The sequence below is a fragment of the Vibrio sp. DNB22_10_4 genome (genome assembly GCF_052879755.1).
In genome coordinates this window covers 140,495-159,676 of the sequence record NZ_JBNNXW010000005.1, presented here as the reverse complement: position 1 = coordinate 159,676, position 19,182 = coordinate 140,495, and the positions used below count along the sequence as shown (strand labels likewise).

The window sequence follows — 19,182 nt, the reverse complement described above, 5'->3', positions numbered from 1 at the left end:
CTACTCTGCATCACAAACGAAACAGCAACCATGATAAATTCACAATGAGTTTGAACCTATCTAACGTTATTTTACACCAGTTAGCGATAAATGAGCAGGAAGAGCTTGTCGTTCAGTATCGCGAAGAGATGCTGCACAACGACAATTCAACCGAAACCTTAGTGGCTGAACTGCATCGTGTATTTAATTCGAAAGCAGGAAAAGGATTTGGTTCCTTTACCAGCGAGAGTGATTTTCAGATTTGGCTAAGTGAGCTACTCAAGGGTGAGAAAGACTTTTACAGCTTCTCTCAACAAAGTGCCGAGCGCCTTAAGACCGAGCTTGCAAAATACCCATTTGCCGAAGCGGGCACACTGGTTATGGCTCAGTATCAATCGTTAGCAACGGATTACTTGTTTATCGGTTTGCTGCCATCATACAACAGCTTACAAGTGACAGAAGGCTTGAACATCGGTTCAATCGACTACCTTGATATCGCGAAAATGGATATTGCGGCACGCATCGATTTAACCAGCTACGATTTGGATAAAGGCTCAAATCGTTACCTCACTTATATCAAAGGCCGCGTTGGACGCAAAGTGGCGGACTTCTTCCTAGACTTTTTGCAAGCCGAAGTGGGGCTTGATACTAAGCAGCAGAACTCTTTGTTGATGCAAGCGGTAGAAGATTACTGTGCCGACGCTCAGCTTGATAAAGATGAAACCGTCAACTACAAAAAGCAGGTCTACGATTACTGTAATGATCAGCTAAAAACAGGCGACGAAGTGCAAATCAAAGAGTTATCTGGTGAGCTTCCAAGCAATGAAGGTTCGAGCTTTTTAGATTACACTCAAGAACAAGGCTATGAATTGGAAGAGAGTTTTCCAGCTGATCGCTCGACTGTACGCAAGCTCACAAAGTTTGTTGGTGCGGGTGGCGGATTGAATCTTAGTTTTGATAGCCTGCTTCTAGGTGAGCGCGTGTTTTACGATCCAGATACCGATACTCTTACTATCAAAGGCACACCGCCAAACCTAAGAGATCAACTGACTCGAAATCGTTAAGCAGATAAAAAGCGCTACTTTGTAGCGCTTTTTTGCAGGGTCAAGAAAGGCCAGGGATAAGCCTTATTGTTGTTGAGAGGGAACGACGGTTGAATGTATTAAAACGTCTTAATGGCTTTGCCGTAACCATCGTGCTGCTATGGTCTATTGCCGTGACTACAGTAGTGTATATTTCGTCGCAAGAAGAGAAGATTACCCATCTCATTGACGAGATCTCGTTTAGCATCGACAAGCTAAGGCAAACCCTTTTCTTAGCCCAGCCTTATCGCTCACGTTTCTCTGAGCAACTCGAGCTTGAAATACAGCTTATACATGCCCAAACCGTGCAGCTCAAATCATTGACTCAATCGGATTTGCTCTCGGATGTTTCTCATACCGTCTATCTACTCGAACGATTTGTAGAGCAGGCTCAGCTCCTAGCGCAAGATGAAGCGCGTATGGATACTTTTGTTGCCAGCATTAATGCCAAACCAACACGGTTAAGCCAAGCGGCGATTTCGCTTAGTGACCGACTCTCTGCGGTGGTGCTGGATACCTTATTCAATGACACGGTTGAACCGCGTCAGGTGTATTTGAAGCTTGAAGACATTCAGCGCGAAGCTTATGGGCTTTCTGGTGGTGACCGCGTACACGTTTTGGAGCTTAACTCTCAAGCATCGGTGCTGTTGTCACAAGCGGCGAATACTGAGTTTCTGGTCGAGCGTGTGGTTAACCACCCTGTTATGACAGAGCTATCGCTGCGCGAACTGCAATCTGAGCGCATAGTGAATGAACAAGTACTGATCGTCGTATTGGTCAGCCTTGTGGCGATTGTTTGTTTATTGCTGTGCAGTTTCAAAAAACAGTCTGAACCACTGCTGGCAAATGGCCGTGATGACTTGGATGGCTATGAGCCTGTTTCGGTGACTCGCGAGCCACAATATGCACGGGCAAATAGCGCGAATGAAACATCAAAGGGACAAGCCGAAGAAGTCACACAACCGCATGACGTGACGCCGTCTTTTTCAAAGATAGAGCCGGTGAATGAAACAGAACGAATAGAGCTAGAAGTCGTTCGTGACGAGGGTATCTCCGCACCATCAGAGGCGGCTGAAGAGGGCGCGCCGATCCAGTTTTCTGAAATGCTCAATACCTTGGATGGAGACAAAGAGTCGATGCTGCTACTGCTAAGCGTTTTTGTTTCCGAGCACAGTCAAGATGCAGACAAACTACGCAGTCTTGCTGATAGCGATATTGACCAAGCGACCCGCGTCGCACATACCCTAAAAGGGGTCTCTGGCAGCATCTTCGCAGAGCAGCTCCGTCAAACCGCAATCACCGCTGAGCTGCAACTAAAGCAAACCCAATCCATAGACTCTGAGGCGATAGAGAAACTAGAGCTGCGTCTTAAACAAGCGATTGTGTCGGCTGAAGACTACATCTCCAACCAAAGTCAACAATAACGTCTAGTAAATCGCGAAATTTAGACTATAAATATCAATAGTTAACGTGAATTTTACCTGGGTGATTTATAGTGGCGATAATATATGGCTAAGTGACTTCACCATACAGGTGAAGTGACTAGACAATCGCTACTTTTCAACGTTGAGGCTTACGATGAAACCAATGCACCGCTTGCGCTGCGCACTTCTAATGCTGTTTATTTCTCTAATTTCTGGCTGTTCATTGCTAGAAGTTCAGCTCGATAGCCAAACTACGCCACTGACGAAACAAGAACTCAATATGCGCTTAATGACGCGCGAGTTTAGTCGTGAGTTCTTCACTCAAGTTGAAGCGACATCCGATTCTTTAGCCGCCAAGTACGATGAAACTGACATTGTGAATCAATCTCATATTTTACTATGGAAGATTCATGCTGAAGAAGGGTTAGGGCAGTCAGCCTATCAAGTGTCTCCTACCGCTGGCCTAATTGATACTTGGGTATTCACGGTGCAGATGGAGCAGTTTTTCACGAAAGGTAACGGCAAAACACTGTTTGTCACTGAAGAGGCTGCACAAACGGCGACTAAGTTGAGTCAAGAAATCGAACAGTTGGCAAAGGCTCTATTTAAGTCAGATAACTATGGCTCAACCAAGGTCTTTGTTGATCAATTTGCGGCGCTGCATCCGTTTGAAAACTTGAGCTTTGCTCGTGTGCCGGCTTATCGCGAGTGGTTAAAAGCCGAGGGTATTGATGAAAGTGAAGTGACGACAACTCTCGGTACCATGCCAGAGGCGCTTTCCGATGTGTCTGATAGGTTATCTTTGATGTCGGAGCAAACACCGAAATTGATGACTTGGAAAGCCCGGCTTATTGCACTCAATAGCAATGTCAGTGGTGATGATATTCGCGGCGCGATTAAGAGCTTCCAAATCAGTGCCGATGCGTTTAAAGACTTTGTTGAAAATAACCCTGAATACATGCGCGATTTAGCTCAAAAAATGGCGATTGAGCTTCAGCCGCTACTCAACGATTTAGACGTTAAGACCCAAGATAAGCTCACACAGCTCAGTGCAGAGCGACAAGCTCTGGATGACATGGTGGCGCGTGAACGTGAAGAGCTTATCAAGATGATTGAGCGTGAGCGTAAAGAAATTGCGGTCATCGTAAACAGCGAGCGAGAGTTGTTTGCTCAAGATCTCGACAAAATATCTCAAGATGTCTTAACTCTTGCAGTAGAAAAGCTCATTCAGTTGATTAAGAGCACCATTGTCTATTTTATTCTGTTTATTTTAGTGATCTTCTTTGCTCCTTTAGGGCTTGGCTATGCTCTAGGTAAAAGGGCTCAGTTGAGAAAAGAAACCAAAATCACAAGCTAGCATTAAAAGGGCTCCGAAAGGAGCCTTTTTACTATTTATTGAACGGTTATGGAGTACTAACTGGTTGGGTTTGTGAAAAAAGTTGCTTTAATTTGTGAATTAGCTCTTGTGTTATGGCTCGGAAAATTTTATAGATGGGGGAGCCTTTATTTCAATTCACACGGAGAGTAATTCAATGAGAGTAGGTTTAGTCGGTTGGCGTGGCATGGTGGGTTCGGTACTAATGCAGCGCATGGTCGAAGAAAAAGACTTTGATGTCATCGAGCCCGTATTCTATAGCACATCTCAAATTGGCATCCCTGCACCAAACTTTGGTAAAGATGCGGGTCTTCTGCAAGACGCTTTTGATATTGAAAGCCTAAAACAACTGGACGCTGTGATTACCTGTCAGGGTGGTAGCTACACTGAGAAAGTTTACCCAGCGCTTCGTCAAGCTGGTTGGAAAGGGTACTGGATTGATGCTGCTTCTACTCTCCGTATGGACAAAGATTCAATTATTACCCTAGATCCAGTAAACCTTGGTCAAATCCAAGATGGCCTTATTAAAGGTACCAACACCTTTGTTGGCGGTAACTGTACGGTTAGCTTGATGCTTCTTGGTCTTGGCGGTCTTTATGAGAAAGGCATGGTTGAGTGGATGAGCGCGATGACTTACCAAGCGGCCTCTGGCGCAGGTGCTAAGAACATGCGTGAGCTTATCTCTCAAATGGGTGTAGTAAATGACTGTGTGACTTCTGAACTCGCCAATCCTGCAAGCTCTATTCTTGATATTGACCGTAAAGTGGCTGAGACTATCCGCTCTTCTTCGTTCCCAACGGATCAGTTCGGTGTGCCACTAGCAGGCTCGTTGATCCCATGGATCGATGTGAAGCGTGAAAACGGCCAAAGTAAAGAAGAGTGGAAAGCCGGAGTTGAAGCGAACAAGATCCTAGGCTTGCAAGACAGCCCAGTTCCAATTGATGGCACATGTGTGCGTATTGGTGCAATGCGTTGTCACGCACAGGCGCTTACTATCAAGCTTAAGCAAGACGTACCAATGGATGAGATTGAAGAAATCATCGCTACGCACAACGATTGGGTGAAAGTGATTCCAAACGATCGCGACATCACTGCACAAGAGCTTACACCTGCGAAAGTGACGGGTACGATGTCTATCCCTGTTGGCCGCCTAAGAAAAATGGCAATGGGTAACGACTTCCTAAACGCATTCACTGTGGGTGACCAACTATTGTGGGGCGCGGCAGAGCCGTTACGTCGTACACTGCGCATTATCTTGGCTGAGAAGGCCGGTTAAGCGTCATAGCTTGGTTGAACCTAAGTTTGCAAAAGCCCTCTTCTGAGGGCTTTTTAGTGTCTGCTATTTTAAATCTTCGGAGTCTACTTCAACCACTCTCTTTTCTGGTGTTGCTAACTCACTCCCACAGTGCTTGCAGTGCAGCGCATCACTCTCATGGCCGGATTTCGAGCAGTTTGGGCATTTCACTAAGTTTCGGTGAGTTTTCATTTCCTGGTTGAGCTCTGCGGTAATTATCCCGGTAGGAACGGCCAGAATGGAGTAACCAAGCAGCATAGTCAGTGAAGCCAGCCCTTTGCCAAGTGGTGTGCTTGGCACCAAGTCTCCATAGCCAACAGTCGTAATGGTCACAATCGCCCAATAGATACTTTGTGGAATGCTGGTAAATCCGTTCTCAGGTCCTTCTATGACAAAGATCAAAGCACCAAATATTGTCACCAATATCGCGACGGTACTGAAGAAAACGAGGATCTTACGGCGTGACATTAACAGTGAACGCAGCAGAATATTGGAGTCTTGCAGGTAGCGAACCAACTTGAGGATACGGAATATTCGCATGACACGAAGTAGACGTATCACCCCCATAAAGGTGGCCGATGGGAAAAGCAGTGCCAAGTAGGTTGGGAGAATCGATAGTAAGTCGACTACACCATAGAAGCTGGTGGCGTAGGCCTTAGGTTTTGGTGAGCAATATAAGCGCAATAAATACTCAACGGTAAATATCGCGGTGAAGAAATATTCAAGCATCACAAAGGTCTGATCCCACTCTGTAGCTAACCCTTCGATAGAGTGCAGCACTAACACCGTTAGCGAAATCAGAATGGCAATGATAAGGGCAATATCAAAAATTCGACCCGCACGGGTGTGATGACCAAAGATAATGATGTAAAGCTTGTGCTTTAAGCGGTTGTTTTCCATAGCAAGAGTCTATAAGCCTTCAATATGGCTAGTATATACCCAAGTAGCGCGAAGGGGCAGTTTTGCTATGCTAGTGCTACGTCTGGTGCTCTGTCGGTATGTCAGATGTAGCCATACGGTGTAGAGAGGCAAATCAAGCATCCTTGGAAAAGAATGCTTGAAGAGTTTAAACAAGTGATGAAATTGAAGGGTAGGTTAAGCGAGGCCAGGGAAAAGAGCTTTTAGCCCGTTGGCCATAAATTCAATGCCCAGCGCACCGAGGATCAGACCCATGATACGCGTGATCACGTTGATACCTGTTTGTCCCAAGAAGCGAACAATGAGCGGAGCCGAGCGATACAGTAACCATGAGCAAAGAGCAAAGACGATGATACTGATAATGATGCCAACCGTTTCCACCATGTCTGGATACCGAGCACCATAAACAATGGTCGAACTGATTGCACCAGGACCCGCCATCAAAGGCATGGCTAGGGGCACAACACCAATCTGCTCTTTACTGACGTACTCCGACTTTTCTTGTTTATTCTGTTTATCTTCACCGAGCTTACCCGACATCATCGAAAAAGCGATGCTGAGAAGTAGCAAGCCGCCCGCAACACGGAACGAATCGAGAGAAATACTGAACATATCCAAAAGTATCTGACCTGCCAGTAACGAGGTGATCAGAATAACGGCAACGGCAATATTGGCCGTCGCAGCCGTTTTGTTCTTGTCTTCTGGAGACATGTGGCTGGTTAAAGACACAAAAATTGGCATGATCCCAACAGGGTTTACCGCAGCGACCAAACCTAAGAAAAACTGCAAATAGATTGCAAATTCGATGCTACTCATAGACGAATCTCGATGATAGAAGAGGGACACAATGCAAGGCATCTATGCCCGGGTAAAAAGTGCGGCTAATGTACGACATTGTGGGCAGAGAATCGACTAAAACTTGATGACTATTTTTAACGTATAACACCAATGAATCAGCCCTTCGGAGTGATGTGAAAATATGAATGGAATATGAAGGAAAAGTTCGTGCCACAACTGAGGTAACATACCTTTTTGTTGCCAAAGTGTTGCGTTTGTCTAGTTTTGATTATTTTTGCATCATGGGTTGAAAGAAACTAATGTCATCTACATATACTTAGTAGCACGATGGCGACGTTTTACTTGTTTTTCTGGTACGAAAGTGAAACTTTTTTACACAATTTGCTAGGGTTATGAAAAAAAAATACTGATCGGTGTTTTTTTGTTCTTGGTATTTTACCCGGGTAACACCTTAAAAAACAATATCTTACGTCGCGCAACCCTTTGGGGTTACTACTATGTAGGTAAATTACTTTTCAGAACTGATCTGAGTCAATTTTTTTCAAAGCGTGAAAGATTATACTCAGCTCTGAAAGCAGTTTACTAAGTAGAGTTGTTCTTTAGTTAAGAGATTCATTAGCAGAAGTAGCTAACTTACTAAAAAGTTTTTAGTTTTTTTATTTTAGGAGATTCATTATGCCTGTAACAAATATGGCTGAACTAGATGCAATGGTTGCACGCGTTAAAGCGGCGCAAGCGGAATTTGCAACTTACTCTCAAGAGCAAGTAGACAAAATTTTCCGTGCAGCTTCTCTAGCAGCTAACCAAGCTCGTATTCCTCTTGCACAGCAAGCAGTTGAAGAGTCTGGTATGGGTATCGTTGAAGACAAAGTTATCAAGAACCACTTCGCGTCTGAGTTCATCTACAACAAATACAAAGATGAAAAGACGTGTGGCATTCTTGAAGAAGACGACAACCTAGGCACTATGACTATCGCTGAGCCTGTAGGCATCATCTGCGGTATCGTACCAACAACTAACCCAACTTCTACTGCAATCTTCAAATCTCTAATCTCTTTGAAGACTCGTAACGGTATCATCTTCTCGCCACACCCACGTGCGAAAAACTCTACTAACGACGCAGCGAAACTAGTACTAGACGCAGCAGTAGCAGCAGGTGCTCCAAAAGACATTATCGGTTGGATCGACCAACCATCTGTAGAGCTTTCTAACGCTCTTATGAAGCACGACGACATCGCTCTTATCCTTGCAACTGGTGGTCCAGGCATGGTTAAAGCAGCATACTCTTCTGGTAAGCCAGCAATCGGTGTAGGTGCAGGTAACGTTCCTGTAGTTATCGATGAAACTGCTGACATCAAACGTGCAGTGGCTTCTATCCTTATGTCTAAAACGTTCGATAACGGCGTAGTTTGTGCTTCTGAGCAGGCTGCAATCGTTGTTGACTCTGTATACGACGAAGTTAAAGAGCGTTTCGCTTCACACAAAGCATACGTTCTAAACAAAGCTGAAGCTGAGAAAGTACGTAAAGTTCTTCTAATCGACGGCAACCTAAACGCTAAGATCGTAGGTCAACCAGCTCCAGCAATCGCTGAGATGGCAGGCGTTAAAGTTCCAGCTGACACTAAAGTTCTAGTTGGTGAAGGTCTAGGTAAAGTTTCTTACGACGACGCATTTGCTCACGAGAAACTATCTCCAACTCTAGGTCTATTCCGCGCTGACGACTTCGAAGACGCAGTTGCTCAAGCGGTAACTATGGTTGAAATCGGTGGTATCGGTCACACATCTGGTCTGTACACTAACCAAGATGTAAACGCTGACCGCATCCGTTACTTCGGTGACAAGATGAAGACTGCACGTATCCTTGTAAACATCCCAACTACTCACGGTGGTATCGGTGACCTTTACAACTTCAACGTAGCGCCTTCTCTAACTCTAGGTTGTGGTTCTTGGGGTGGTAACTCTATCTCTGAGAACGTAGGTCCTAAGCACCTAATCAACAAGAAAACTGTAGCGAAGCGAGCTGAAAACATGTTGTGGCACAAACTACCTAAGTCTATCTACTTCCGTCGTGGTAGCCTTCCAATCGCAATGAGCGACCTAGAAGGTAAGAAGCGCGTATTCCTAGTAACTGACCGTTTCCTATTCAACAACGGCTACAGTGATGAAGTAGTGAAGCTGCTTAAAGCTCAAGGCATGGAAGTTCAAACTTTCTTCGACGTAGAAGCGGATCCAACGCTATCTGTAGTTAAGAAAGGTGCAGAAGCAATGCAAAGCTTCCAACCAGACGTAATCATCGCTCTAGGTGGTGGTTCTCCGATGGATGCTGCTAAGATCATGTGGGTAATGTACGAGCACCCAGAAACTCACTTCGAAGAGCTTGCAATGCGCTTTATGGACATCCGTAAACGTATCTACAAGTTCCCTAAAATGGGTCAAAAAGCTGAGCTTGTATGTATCACTACAACATCTGGTACTGGTTCTGAAGTTACGCCATTCGCAGTTGTTACAGACGACGAGACTGGTGCTAAGTACCCACTAGCTGACTACGAACTAACTCCTAACATGGCTATCGTTGACGCGAACCTTGTTATGAACATGCCTAAGTCTCTAACAGCATTCGGTGGTTACGATGCAGTAACTCACGCTCTAGAAGCTTACGTATCAGTTCTAGCGAACGAATACTCTGACGGTCAGGCTCTGCAAGCACTTAAGATGCTTAAAGAGTACCTACCTTCAAGCTACGCGAACGGTGCAAACGACCCAATCGCTCGTGAAAAAGTACACAACGCGGCAACTATCGCTGGTGTAGCATTTGCGAACGCATTCCTAGGTGTTTGTCACTCAATGGCTCACAAGATTGGTGCTGAGTTCCACCTACCACACGGTTTGGCGAACGCACTACTAATCTCTAACGTTGTTCGTTACAACGCGAACGACAACCCAACTAAGCAAACTGCGTTCTCTCAATACGACCGTCCACAAGCACGTCGTCGTTACGCTGAAGTAGCTGACCACCTAGGCCTAAGCCAAGCTGGTGACCGTACTGCTCAGAAGATTGAACGTCTACTAGCATGGTTGGAAGAGCTTAAGAAAGACCTAGACATCCCAACTTCTATCCAAGCTGCAGGTGTTGCTGAGTCTGACTTCCTAGCTAAGCTTGATGAGCTAGCGGTTGAAGCGTTCGATGACCAATGTACTGGTGCGAACCCACGTTACCCACTAATCTCTGAGCTTAAAGAAGTTCTGAAAGCGGCTTACTACGGTAACGCATTCGTTGAAGGCGAAACTTTCGAAGGTACAACTGTTATCAAGAAGAAAGCAGACCAAGAAGCGAAGCCAGCTGCTAAAGCTAAAAAAGAGAAAGCTGAAGCTTAATTCAGTAGTAGATTTTCGCTAGCACGAAATTTACGGGAAAAATGACAAAGCCCCTTCAGAAATGAAGGGGCTTTTTACGTTTAAGGAGAGTAGGAGTACAGCCGTATTATTTGCGTTGGTTTATCTAAGTTTCTGCACTCACTACACGTCCGCTAAAGTAGTCGTTGCTGACTATGTATTCTGTAGTCCGTGTCAATTCATCTTGGATCTGAGACCAGTTGCCATTGGCATGATGGCTATGGCTACTTACAGGTATCACACCACCCACTCGAATGTTGTGCTGCTTCAGCTCTTTCGCCCAGCTCTTAGTAAATCCAGTCACCATCGATGTGGTATTGTCTAAATCACTGTAATACTGATCGGGCTCCTGGGCGACCACATTGACAATCACGCCTGATTGGCTTTGTGACATTCGCTCTGCGGCGACTTGGCCAAACAAGAATAGGTTCGATGCCAGCAAGGAAAACTGAGTAATGAATTTACCGCCAGAGTGTCCACCGGTCAGGGTCTGTTTCGGTAGGGAAGTCCAATGGTTAACTAGAACGTTCGGGGCTCGGCCTAGTTTGGATTCGATAGAAGAAAACAGGGTCTCGATGGTTTGAAGCGATAAATCGCTCACGTGCGCCTTTTCTACGTGCTCAGTGACTTCTAAACAGCGTCGGTAGGCTGAGGTCAAATTGCCTTCATCGACATCGCACAAAACCACATAGGCACCGAGCCTAGCGAAATGCAGAGCCATCATCGCACCTAAACTGGTACCAGCAGATGTCACTAACACGACTGAATTTTTAATGATCATGTTTATCCCCAAAAAGTAGGCTACAGATTACGTATGCCATTCCCTAGGTAATAACTTGGTAGAAAAACTGTGATTCAAATGTGAATAACTTCAAGTTTTTGTGTATAGAAATCGGAAAGGATTGGTAACTTTGCATTGAATCACACTCTGCACAGAAAGAGTGGCCAGCGTTACATTAGAAACCACTTAAAAAGTATGGTTTAAAGAGATGGCTTTGTAGAGAGAGGGACTAGAGTTGAATAGATAGGGCGTCTTTTCGGTTAGCTGTCGTCAATTGGTTATAAAGCACATCCACCGTTGGCTTTGGTAAAGATTTTTGACCGAGTTGGCGGCGCGTATGACCCGATAGGTTGTGATAGACCTCTTCCGCAAGACCGTGGGTATCGGTTGGGCTGTAGTTCAAAGGCTCTGGGGTGCTGTAGTGCTGAAGCTTCGCACTAGAGAGGCCACCATCATGAAATTGTTTGGCAATAGAGGCGGACACTGCGTAGTCATCAAGCTCACCTTGCAGTTTCTGAGCTGTGGGTACGTCAAAGCGTTTTCTTAATATTGCTTCATCGGTGACGTTGGTATCGACATCCTCGGTGACTGCCGTCTCACGCGAGTCTTGAGAGAACATAGAGAGCATTAGAGCAAAGTCGGCACGTCTGCCTTGTTCTACGGCGCGATTCAGCGACGTACCACATTGCAGTTCGTTAATTAAATTTGCTTTGTCTAAGTGATGAATTTGCATAAAGCCCTCTCGTTACAATGACTTTATCGGCAAGAGGGGAGGGAGCTTTAGCCTAGAAATAAAAAAAGACCTGTCGAGACAGGTCTTTAAAAGAAACTTAGGAAGAACTGATTACTTAGCTAGGTTTTCTTCTACGAATGCCCAGTTAACGAGTGCCCAGAAACCATTCATGTAGTCTGGACGAACGTTACGGTAATCGATGTAGTAAGCGTGTTCCCATAGGTCTACTGTTAGTAGTGGAGTTACGCCTTCTTCTGTTAGTGGAGTCGCTGCGTTAGACGTGTTGACGATGTCTAGAGAACCGTCAGCTTTTTTCACTAGCCAAGTCCAAGAAGAACCGAAGTTGTTGATTGCTGAATCAGTGAACTTCGCTTTGAACTCTTCGAAAGAACCGAATGCTGCGTTGATTGCGTCTGCTACTGCACCTGTTGGTTCGCCGCCCGCGTTTGGCGCTAGGCAGTGCCAGTAGAACGTGTGGTTCCAGATTTGAGCTGCGTTGTTGAATACGCCACCAGAAGAGGTTTTCACGATCTCTTCTAGAGTTTTACCTTCAAACTCAGTACCAGGAATTAGGCCGTTTAGCTTAACCACGTAAGTGTTGTGGTGCTTGCCGTGGTGGAAATCTAGAGTCTCTGCTGAGATGTGTGGTTCTAGAGCATCTTTTGCATAAGGAAGTGCTGGTAGTTCGAATGCCATTGCTCGCTTCTCCATTGATTATTAGAGGGTTTTTACCCTGATTGCTTCCAAGTATATTTATTGTTGAGTCATGTGATGACCGACTGCTTGCTATTTTAGCAAGTTTTTACTTTATTAAAAGAGTCCGTGATAAAATAATTGTGATGATTTGTTTACATCACCTTTGTTTGCAAGGTATTTGGGTATACTACATCACAACCTAGTAACAAAGATATAACCACACTATTAATGTGCTTTTTATTCTGCGGCGATTCGCTAGAATGTGAACACATTCGCAGTACAAGTATTTCGAGGACGTAATGGAAACGATCGACAAAATTAAGCAGCAAATCGAAGAGAACACGATTCTTCTTTACATGAAAGGTTCACCTAAGCTACCAAGCTGTGGTTTCTCTTCTCAAGCGGCTCAGGCATTGATGGGTTGTGGCGAAAAATTCGCTTATGTAGACATCCTACAAAACCCAGACATCCGTGCTGAACTTCCAAAATACGCACAATGGCCAACGTTCCCACAACTATGGGTTGAAGGTGAGCTAATCGGCGGCTGCGATATCATCGTGGAAATGTTCCAGAAGGGTGAACTTCAGCCGATCATTAAAGAAGCTGCAGCGCGCAATGCTGAGGAAGGGGACGCTTAATTCCTTTAGGCTTTTAAGTATTCTTTGAATAGCTTAAGAGCACCCCTCCTAGCCTCCCCTTATAAATGGGAGGAACAACAGGCTCGCTATCGCCTCGCTTTATCTGATAAGCCTGCAATGCGACGATAGGAGCGAGCAGTAGTTCTCCCCCTTAATAAGGGGGAGTTATAGGGGGTGCTCTTAGGTTTTTATTAGTAATCTAAAAATGCTTGAGGAAAAAGCCCCCTCCCAGCTACGCGCCCCCTTATTAAGGGGGAGAACCACTTGCTAGCAGCTACCGCCGCATCACCAGCGAAAACACCCACCCAACTCCCCTCAAGTCCATACCCTATTCGGGTGATACCACCGGCCCCCAATCACAACTTACTCTTCCAGCCATTTTCATTTCCCGCATCAATGCTACCGTTATAAGACAATAACGATAAATAAAGCACGAACCGAAAAGTGGTCTTATGTTTGCATCAAAAAAACAAGTACAACAACTCCAGCAGCAGTTGCAGTCTGAAACCGAACAGAAAGATGCCTTCGCTTGCCAACTGGCGCAATTGCAACAAGAGTTAGCTGACAAAGAGCAGCAGATACACAAATTAGAATCCCAGCTAGAGAAGCAAAAACAGCGCTCGCGACTGTTTTTAAGTAGTGTGACTTCACAGCTTGTTGGCGCCACAGCCAATATCGAGCAGGCTAATAATCAACTGATCAACCAAAGCGATCAATTGCAGGCCAATCTGGGTGTGTTTGATAGCACTCAACAGCAGTTGGAAGAGATGTATCAATCTTTGGATCAAGTGTCGCAATCGGCGATGGCGAGCAAAGAAACCGTCGCTGCGCTTCAAGTGCTTACTGGGGATATCACGCAATTTATTAGCATCATTCACCAGATCTCTGAACAAACTAACTTGCTTGCGCTTAATGCTGCTATTGAAGCGGCTCGTGCGGGTGAACATGGCCGTGGATTTGCCGTGGTTGCAGATGAAGTGCGTTCATTGGCGGGTAGAGCGAATGAAGCTGCCAGCGAGATCTCGGGTTTGGTCGAGCGAATTGAAAGCAGCACCAACAAAGCGGGTGAAAATATCGAACTCGTGTCGGTTCAGGTGGCGGATGCCTCTAAGGGAGCCGCTGATATCGTAAGCGATACTCAATCGATTCTGTCGCTTTCTTCTGACACTGTTGATGTGATTTACACCACCACAGTGGACATTTATGCCTCAAGCGCCATCGCGCAATACACCAACATGTGGGCGACTGCGCATTCTAAACTGATTGGCGCTGACTTTGATGCATCACTGCTGACGTTAGGTGAACACGACACGATTTTTGGTCAAGTGATTGCTGGCCATGAGGAAACACAGCAGTTGGCATCGGTTGGTGGCCCATTAGAGTACTTCCATATTAAGGCAACAGCGCTTCACGATGGGCTGAGAATGGTTGCCGATGGCAGTCATGATGTGGGTATTGTGGAGCAAATGGATATTGCGTATCGCGATTTAGTTTCTTACATCGCTCTAGCGCAGGATAAAGTGAAAGCGTCTTACGAACATAAATAACGCATGGAAAAAAAGGGAGTGACGAATCACTCCCTGCCAACTGATTGTTTTTATTTAGTTAAAGACCGCTGTTAAGCCAACTCACCGGTCGCTTCGAATGTCTCGAGCTTATCCAGGTAAGGGCGCAGATCGCCAATATTGTTATTAATCCACTCGTGGTTGTAGTAAGTATCCAGATAGCGCTCGCCACTGTCACAAAGTAGAGTCACAATTGATCCTGTCTCACCACGCTTTTTCATTTCACTCGCCAGTTGCAGTACGCCATAAAGGTTAGTACCAGTAGATGCGCCGACTTTACGACCCAAGGTTTTCTCTAGCCAATGAATCGTTGCAATACTTGCCGCATCCGGAATGGTGCGCATTTCATCTACTACACCAGGGATAAAGCTTGGTTCAACACGTGGACGACCAATGCCTTCAATCTTGCTGCCACAGTCGCCAGTGATGTTGGCATTGCCTGTTTTGAAGTAGTCATGGAACACTGAGTTCTCAGGATCAACCACACACAGTTTGGTGTCGTGCTGCTGATAGCGGATAAAGCGTCCAATGGTTGCAGACGTGCCGCCTGTACCTGGGCTCATCACAATCCAGCTTGGTACCGGATGATCTTCCATCTTCATTTGGCTGAAAATAGAGTTAGCAATGTTGTTGTTACCACGCCAGTCAGTCGCACGCTCAGCATAAGTAAACTGGTCCATGTAGTGACCGTCTAACTCTTCAGCAAGTCGGCGTGACTCAGCATAGATTTGATCTGAACGATCAACCAGGTGTGCTTTACCACCGTAAAACTCAATTTGTTCGATCTTTTTGCGTGCAGTGCACTTTGGCATCACAGCAATAAAAGGCAGCCCAAGTAGACGCGCAAAGTACGCTTCTGATACAGCGGTACTGCCAGAAGAAGATTCAATGACGGTTGTCTCAGGGCCAATCCAACCATTACAAATCGCGTACAGAAACAGGGAACGTGCTAAACGGTGTTTCAGTGAGCCCGTCGGATGTGTGCTCTCGTCTTTTAGATAAACATCAATCCCATCAATGCTAGGCAAATCCAGCTTGATTAGGTGTGTGTCAGCTGAGCGTTGAAAGTCAGCTTCAAGTTTACGAACAGAGTTGTTAATCCATTGATGGTCAGTACACATGGCGGCGGTTTCCTGCTTCACGATTTCGATGATGATAATTTACCTACTAACTGAGAGAAAAACTTTGCTATATTTACTTTGTTTTCGCTAATTGGTAGAAAAATTTTCTACATTGGAGCTATTTTGGATATAGATAGTACAGATAAGAAGCTGTTGTCGCTGCTCCAGCAAGATGGCACGTTGTCATTGAACGACCTTGCTGAAGCCGTAAACCTCACGACAACGCCGTGCTGGAAGCGCCTCAAGAAGCTTGAAGAGAGTGGTGTGATTGATAAACGCGTCGCGCTTCTAGATCCTGAGAAACTGGGGTTGTCGTTTACCGCGTTCGTTCAAATAAAGACCACAAATCACTCTCATGAATGGTATCGAGCGTTTGTCGAAACGGTGTCATTGTTCCCAGAAGTAATGGAGTTCTACCGGATGGCGGGGGAGTATGACTATATGATGAAAGTACTGGTAAAAGACATGAAGTGCTTTGATGAGTTCTATAAGAAATTGGTCAACAGCATCGATGGATTGTCTAATGTCACATCAACCTTTGCGATGGAGCCATTGAAATACACGACGGCGCTGCCAATACGTTGATTCGCCGATACGTCACTTTGCCAATATATTGATTTGGTAATAGTTCTCAACTTAGACTCGGCAGCCTTGCCAGCTCTGAGTAATCACTCTATAACCTATAAACAGTTCCACCTATCAGTTGATAGTAGCGGCTCAAATATAGGTTGATTGGTAAAGACAAAGGAGTGTTTTTATGCTGCATCAGATGTTGGTCTCGGTGAAAAAACCGTTTATCAAAATGGTGCCTGTTCCCGAGCCTCAGTGCATAGTTGGTAATGGTAAAGTGCTTGATATAGCGAGCTATTGCCGTGATCTTTCTGTGACGAACCCTTTTATCGTTACAGACAGCGTCCTACGTGGTCTAGGATTGCTTGATGGTATGCTAGAAGCATTAAAGCACGCCGATATGCCCTTTACCGTGTTTGATGAAGTAAAGCCCGATCCTGACTACGCGACGGTTCGCGCTGGGGCAGAACGTTATCGTCATTCTGGCTGTGATGGGATTATAGCGTTTGGTGGTGGTTCTCCCATTGATTGCGCGAAAGCCATTGCGGCAAGTGTAAGAACCAAGAAAGATGTCGCAAAGCTTCCTGGCTTACTGAAAGTGCATCGCCCAATTATGCCGTTAATTGCCATCCCGACAACCTCAGGTACTGGCTCTGAAGGGACGGTTGCTGCGGTTGTCAGTGATATAGAGTCCAAGGCCAAACGCGCCATAACCGATCCATTTTTAGTGCCTAAGGCAGCTGTGCTTGATTCACAGATCATGCTAGGTCTTCCGCCGCAAATCACTGCAGAAACCGGTATCGACGCACTCACGCATGCGATTGAATCCTATCTAAGCCAATACGCCAACGCCAAAACCGAAACCTTGTCGCTAAACGCGATTACCGCGATTTTTGAATACTTGCCTCGGGCGTACCAAAATGGTCAAGACAGCGAAGCAAGAGAGAAAATGGCCGTGGCCAGTTTTGAAGCGGGTTTGGCGTTTACTCGCACCTACATCGGTTACGTCCATGCCATCGCCCATCAGCTTGGCGCGTTTTATCACGTGCCTCATGGTAGAGCGAATGCCATGGTGCTGCCACATGTTCTCAAGTTTATTGCACAAAGAGATAACCAGAGGCTGACAACGCTGGCGCATAGCCTCGGTTATAACAACAGTCAGGCATTGATACAGGATGTCGAGCAGCTTTTGGATTTACTGAACATCCCAAAACACATTGCTGAGTTAAGAGCAGAGGACATCCCGGCGCTTGCCCAGCAAGCAATTAAAGAAGCCTTCGGAGAATATCCGGTTCCCGAAGAGATGAACGTTCACCAATGCCAACAATTATTAGCAGCGTTACTTGTTAAAGGAGCACAATAAATGAGTATGGTTACCCTAAATGAACAGCAAATGATGACGCGACTGCAAGAGCAGCAAGCTGCGTTTAAAGAAGCGCCGTTTATCAGTCGTGAGCTAAGAAGGGCGAACTTACTCAAGCTCGAAAAAGTATTGCGAGATAACCAAGAAGCCATTTGTGAGGCGATTGGCAAAGATTTTGGTCACCGCTCGTCAACCGAGACGGCGTTGCTCGAACTGTTTTCCTCCATTGAAGGTATCGTCGACTCTCGTAAGCAGCTTAAGAAATGGATGCGTGACAAAAAACGTCATACCTCGATTTGGTTCTGGCCGGCAAAAAACAAAGTGGTTCCTCAGCCTCTGGGGGTCGTAGGGATCATAGTGCCATGGAATTACCCACTCTTTCTAGCGATTGGGCCAATGACGGCAGCGCTAGCTGCGGGCAACCGTGTGATGGTCAAAATGTCAGAAAATTCCCAGCACCTTTGCGAAACGCTAGCCAAAATCTTTTCGAGCGCGTTTACCCAAGATGAGATTTGCTTTATTGCTGAAACGGGCGGTACCGGACAAGCGTTCGCTAAGCTTCCTTTTGACCATCTGATTTTTACCGGCTCTGGTGGTACGGGGCGCAAGGTAATGGCTGCCGCCGCCGAAAACCTAACACCAGTGACTTTAGAGCTTGGCGGTAAATCGCCGACTATCATTGGTCCCGATTACGATGTTAAAAAAGCCATCAAACGGATTTTAGGGGGGAAAGTTTATAACGCAGGGCAAACGTGTGTCGCCCCCGACTATTTGTTGGTTCCAGAAGAAAAACTGAACCAGGTAGTGAAAGCCGCGAAATCGGTGATGAAAAGCCGCTTTAAAACCATCGACCATCCTGATTACACCGCAGTGATTGATACTGTCTCTTTTGACCGTTTACAGGAAACTCTAACGCTTGCAAAAGAGGGGCAGGGGGAGGTGATTAACCTGATCCCAGCGAGTGAGCCGGATCCGGAGACGCGCCGTTTTCCTCTTCATCTGGTTGTTTCACCAAGCACCGATGAAGCTGTGATGACGCGTGAAATCTTTGGACCGATATTACCGGTGATCACTTACAAGTCGATGGACGATGTTTATCACTTCATTGGAGAGCGTGATAGACCATTGGCACTGTACCTATTTTCTGATGACAAAGAGCTGCAACATGCAGTGATGGAAAACACCATGTCTGGCGCGTTGACCATTAATGAGGTGATGATGCATGTGGCTCAGCATGACTTGCCGTTCGGTGGTGTAGGACCAAGTGGGATGGGACATTATCACGGTAAAGAAGGGTTTGAGACCTTTTCAAAAATGCGCCCAGTGATGCAGCAAGGTAAGTGGGCGTCGACAGGCTTTTTGTATTCTCCGTATTCTGGGTTTGCAAGACGCGTGATTAACTATCTGATTAATCGAAAGTTTGGTAAATATCCAAATCCGAAACAGTAACGC

Annotated in this window: 16 protein-coding genes; 10 read left to right on the top strand and 6 right to left on the bottom strand. The window is 45.8% G+C overall.

Annotation, left to right across the window (positions count from 1 at the left end; genetic code table 11):
* Positions 1-44: 44 nt before the first annotated feature.
* The 4 genes from yejK (at position 45) to asd (ending at position 5,136) form a co-directional block, all read left to right on the top strand.
* A complete protein-coding gene (gene yejK, locus ACVA6Q_RS14620) occupies positions 45-1,043 on the top strand; it encodes a nucleoid-associated protein YejK (protein ID WP_112462213.1) in 999 nt (332 codons plus the stop codon).
* An 89-nt stretch (positions 1,044-1,132) separates the two neighbouring features.
* Positions 1,133-2,485 carry an Hpt domain-containing protein gene (locus tag ACVA6Q_RS14615; RefSeq protein WP_446647991.1) on the top strand — a complete coding sequence of 451 codons (1,353 nt, stop codon included), beginning with the start codon at positions 1,133-1,135 and terminating at the stop codon, positions 2,483-2,485.
* Positions 2,486-2,648: 163 nt separating this feature from the next.
* Positions 2,649-3,842: a chemotaxis protein gene (locus ACVA6Q_RS14610; protein WP_446648071.1), complete on the top strand. Its 1,194-nt coding sequence runs from the start codon at positions 2,649-2,651 to the stop codon at positions 3,840-3,842.
* Between the two features lie 175 nt (positions 3,843-4,017).
* Positions 4,018-5,136 carry an aspartate-semialdehyde dehydrogenase gene (asd, locus tag ACVA6Q_RS14605; RefSeq protein ID WP_446647990.1) on the top strand — a complete coding sequence of 373 codons (1,119 nt, stop codon included), beginning with the start codon at positions 4,018-4,020 and terminating at the stop codon, positions 5,134-5,136.
* Positions 5,137-5,199: 63 nt separating this feature from the next.
* Here asd and ACVA6Q_RS14600 read toward each other — a convergent pair whose 3' ends face one another.
* Positions 5,200-6,054 carry an ion transporter gene (locus tag ACVA6Q_RS14600; RefSeq protein ID WP_353498201.1) on the bottom strand — a complete coding sequence of 285 codons (855 nt, stop codon included), beginning with the start codon at positions 6,052-6,054 and terminating at the stop codon, positions 5,200-5,202.
* A gap of 195 nt (positions 6,055-6,249) precedes the next feature.
* Positions 6,250-6,888, bottom strand: a complete 639-nt coding sequence (locus ACVA6Q_RS14595; RefSeq protein WP_353498202.1) for a YchE family NAAT transporter — start codon at positions 6,886-6,888, stop codon at positions 6,250-6,252.
* A 657-nt stretch (positions 6,889-7,545) separates the two neighbouring features.
* Here ACVA6Q_RS14595 and adhE point away from each other — a divergent pair.
* On the top strand, positions 7,546-10,245 hold the full coding sequence (adhE, locus tag ACVA6Q_RS14590) for a bifunctional acetaldehyde-CoA/alcohol dehydrogenase (protein ID WP_446647989.1): 2,700 nt from the start codon (positions 7,546-7,548) through the stop codon (positions 10,243-10,245).
* Between the two features lie 124 nt (positions 10,246-10,369).
* Here the strand turns inward: adhE and ACVA6Q_RS14585 are convergent, their stop codons facing one another.
* The 3 genes from ACVA6Q_RS14585 to sodB form a co-directional block, all read right to left on the bottom strand.
* Entirely contained in the window at positions 10,370-11,044 is a 675-nt protein-coding gene (locus ACVA6Q_RS14585; RefSeq protein WP_446647988.1) for an SDR family oxidoreductase, read from the bottom strand.
* Positions 11,045-11,273: 229 nt separating this feature from the next.
* Complete coding sequence (locus tag ACVA6Q_RS14580; protein WP_353498205.1) at positions 11,274-11,777, bottom strand: VC2046/SO_2500 family protein; 504 nt, start codon at positions 11,775-11,777, stop codon at positions 11,274-11,276.
* Positions 11,778-11,888: 111 nt separating this feature from the next.
* Positions 11,889-12,473: a superoxide dismutase [Fe] gene (gene sodB, locus ACVA6Q_RS14575; protein WP_042499104.1), complete on the bottom strand. Its 585-nt coding sequence runs from the start codon at positions 12,471-12,473 to the stop codon at positions 11,889-11,891.
* Between the two features lie 299 nt (positions 12,474-12,772).
* Between sodB and ACVA6Q_RS14570 the strand changes: the two genes are divergently transcribed.
* Both ACVA6Q_RS14570 and ACVA6Q_RS14565 read left to right on the top strand, forming a co-directional pair.
* Entirely contained in the window at positions 12,773-13,111 is a 339-nt protein-coding gene (locus ACVA6Q_RS14570) for a Grx4 family monothiol glutaredoxin (protein WP_446647987.1), read from the top strand.
* Between the two features lie 803 nt (positions 13,112-13,914).
* Positions 13,915-14,658 carry a methyl-accepting chemotaxis protein gene (locus ACVA6Q_RS14565; RefSeq protein ID WP_446648070.1) on the top strand — a complete coding sequence of 248 codons (744 nt, stop codon included), beginning with the start codon at positions 13,915-13,917 and terminating at the stop codon, positions 14,656-14,658.
* 71 nt (positions 14,659-14,729) lie between these two features.
* Here ACVA6Q_RS14565 and ACVA6Q_RS14560 read toward each other — a convergent pair whose 3' ends face one another.
* On the bottom strand, positions 14,730-15,797 hold the full coding sequence (locus ACVA6Q_RS14560; RefSeq protein WP_418641627.1) for a PLP-dependent cysteine synthase family protein: 1,068 nt from the start codon (positions 15,795-15,797) through the stop codon (positions 14,730-14,732).
* 123 nt (positions 15,798-15,920) lie between these two features.
* Here ACVA6Q_RS14560 and ACVA6Q_RS14555 point away from each other — a divergent pair, with 123 nt between their 5' ends.
* The 3 genes from ACVA6Q_RS14555 to ACVA6Q_RS14545 all read left to right on the top strand — a co-directional run bounded on the left by ACVA6Q_RS14555 (position 15,921) and on the right by ACVA6Q_RS14545 (position 19,179).
* Positions 15,921-16,382, top strand: coding sequence for an Lrp/AsnC family transcriptional regulator (locus ACVA6Q_RS14555; RefSeq protein WP_446647986.1), 462 nt, complete (start codon positions 15,921-15,923; stop codon positions 16,380-16,382).
* 172 nt (positions 16,383-16,554) lie between these two features.
* The gene (locus ACVA6Q_RS14550) at positions 16,555-17,730 is read left to right on the top strand and encodes an iron-containing alcohol dehydrogenase (protein ID WP_446647985.1); all 1,176 of its coding nucleotides are present in this window, start codon (positions 16,555-16,557) and stop codon (positions 17,728-17,730) included.
* Entirely contained in the window at positions 17,731-19,179 is a 1,449-nt protein-coding gene (locus ACVA6Q_RS14545) for a coniferyl aldehyde dehydrogenase (RefSeq protein ID WP_446647984.1), read from the top strand.
* The last annotated feature ends 3 nt before the right edge of the window (positions 19,180-19,182 follow it).

What these genes read in the sequence shown, in the direction of transcription:
- ACVA6Q_RS14560 (WP_418641627.1), bottom strand. Translation starts at nt 15,797, where the DNA reads ATGTGTACTGACCATCAATGGATTAACAACTCTGTTCGTAAACTTGAA.
- yejK (WP_112462213.1), top strand. Translation starts at nt 45, where the DNA reads ATGAGTTTGAACCTATCTAACGTTATTTTACACCAGTTAGCGATAAAT.
- ACVA6Q_RS14585 (WP_446647988.1), bottom strand. Translation starts at nt 11,044, where the DNA reads ATGATCATTAAAAATTCAGTCGTGTTAGTGACATCTGCTGGTACCAGT.
- ACVA6Q_RS14600 (WP_353498201.1), bottom strand. Translation starts at nt 6,054, where the DNA reads ATGGAAAACAACCGCTTAAAGCACAAGCTTTACATCATTATCTTTGGT.
- ACVA6Q_RS14595 (WP_353498202.1), bottom strand. Translation starts at nt 6,888, where the DNA reads ATGAGTAGCATCGAATTTGCAATCTATTTGCAGTTTTTCTTAGGTTTG.
- ACVA6Q_RS14550 (WP_446647985.1), top strand. Translation starts at nt 16,555, where the DNA reads ATGCTGCATCAGATGTTGGTCTCGGTGAAAAAACCGTTTATCAAAATG.
- adhE (WP_446647989.1), top strand. Translation starts at nt 7,546, where the DNA reads ATGCCTGTAACAAATATGGCTGAACTAGATGCAATGGTTGCACGCGTT.
- ACVA6Q_RS14565 (WP_446648070.1), top strand. Translation starts at nt 13,915, where the DNA reads ATGGCGAGCAAAGAAACCGTCGCTGCGCTTCAAGTGCTTACTGGGGAT.
- ACVA6Q_RS14580 (WP_353498205.1), bottom strand. Translation starts at nt 11,777, where the DNA reads ATGCAAATTCATCACTTAGACAAAGCAAATTTAATTAACGAACTGCAA.
- ACVA6Q_RS14610 (WP_446648071.1), top strand. Translation starts at nt 2,649, where the DNA reads ATGCACCGCTTGCGCTGCGCACTTCTAATGCTGTTTATTTCTCTAATT.
- ACVA6Q_RS14545 (WP_446647984.1), top strand. Translation starts at nt 17,731, where the DNA reads ATGAGTATGGTTACCCTAAATGAACAGCAAATGATGACGCGACTGCAA.
- ACVA6Q_RS14570 (WP_446647987.1), top strand. Translation starts at nt 12,773, where the DNA reads ATGGAAACGATCGACAAAATTAAGCAGCAAATCGAAGAGAACACGATT.
- sodB (WP_042499104.1), bottom strand. Translation starts at nt 12,473, where the DNA reads ATGGCATTCGAACTACCAGCACTTCCTTATGCAAAAGATGCTCTAGAA.
- asd (WP_446647990.1), top strand. Translation starts at nt 4,018, where the DNA reads ATGAGAGTAGGTTTAGTCGGTTGGCGTGGCATGGTGGGTTCGGTACTA.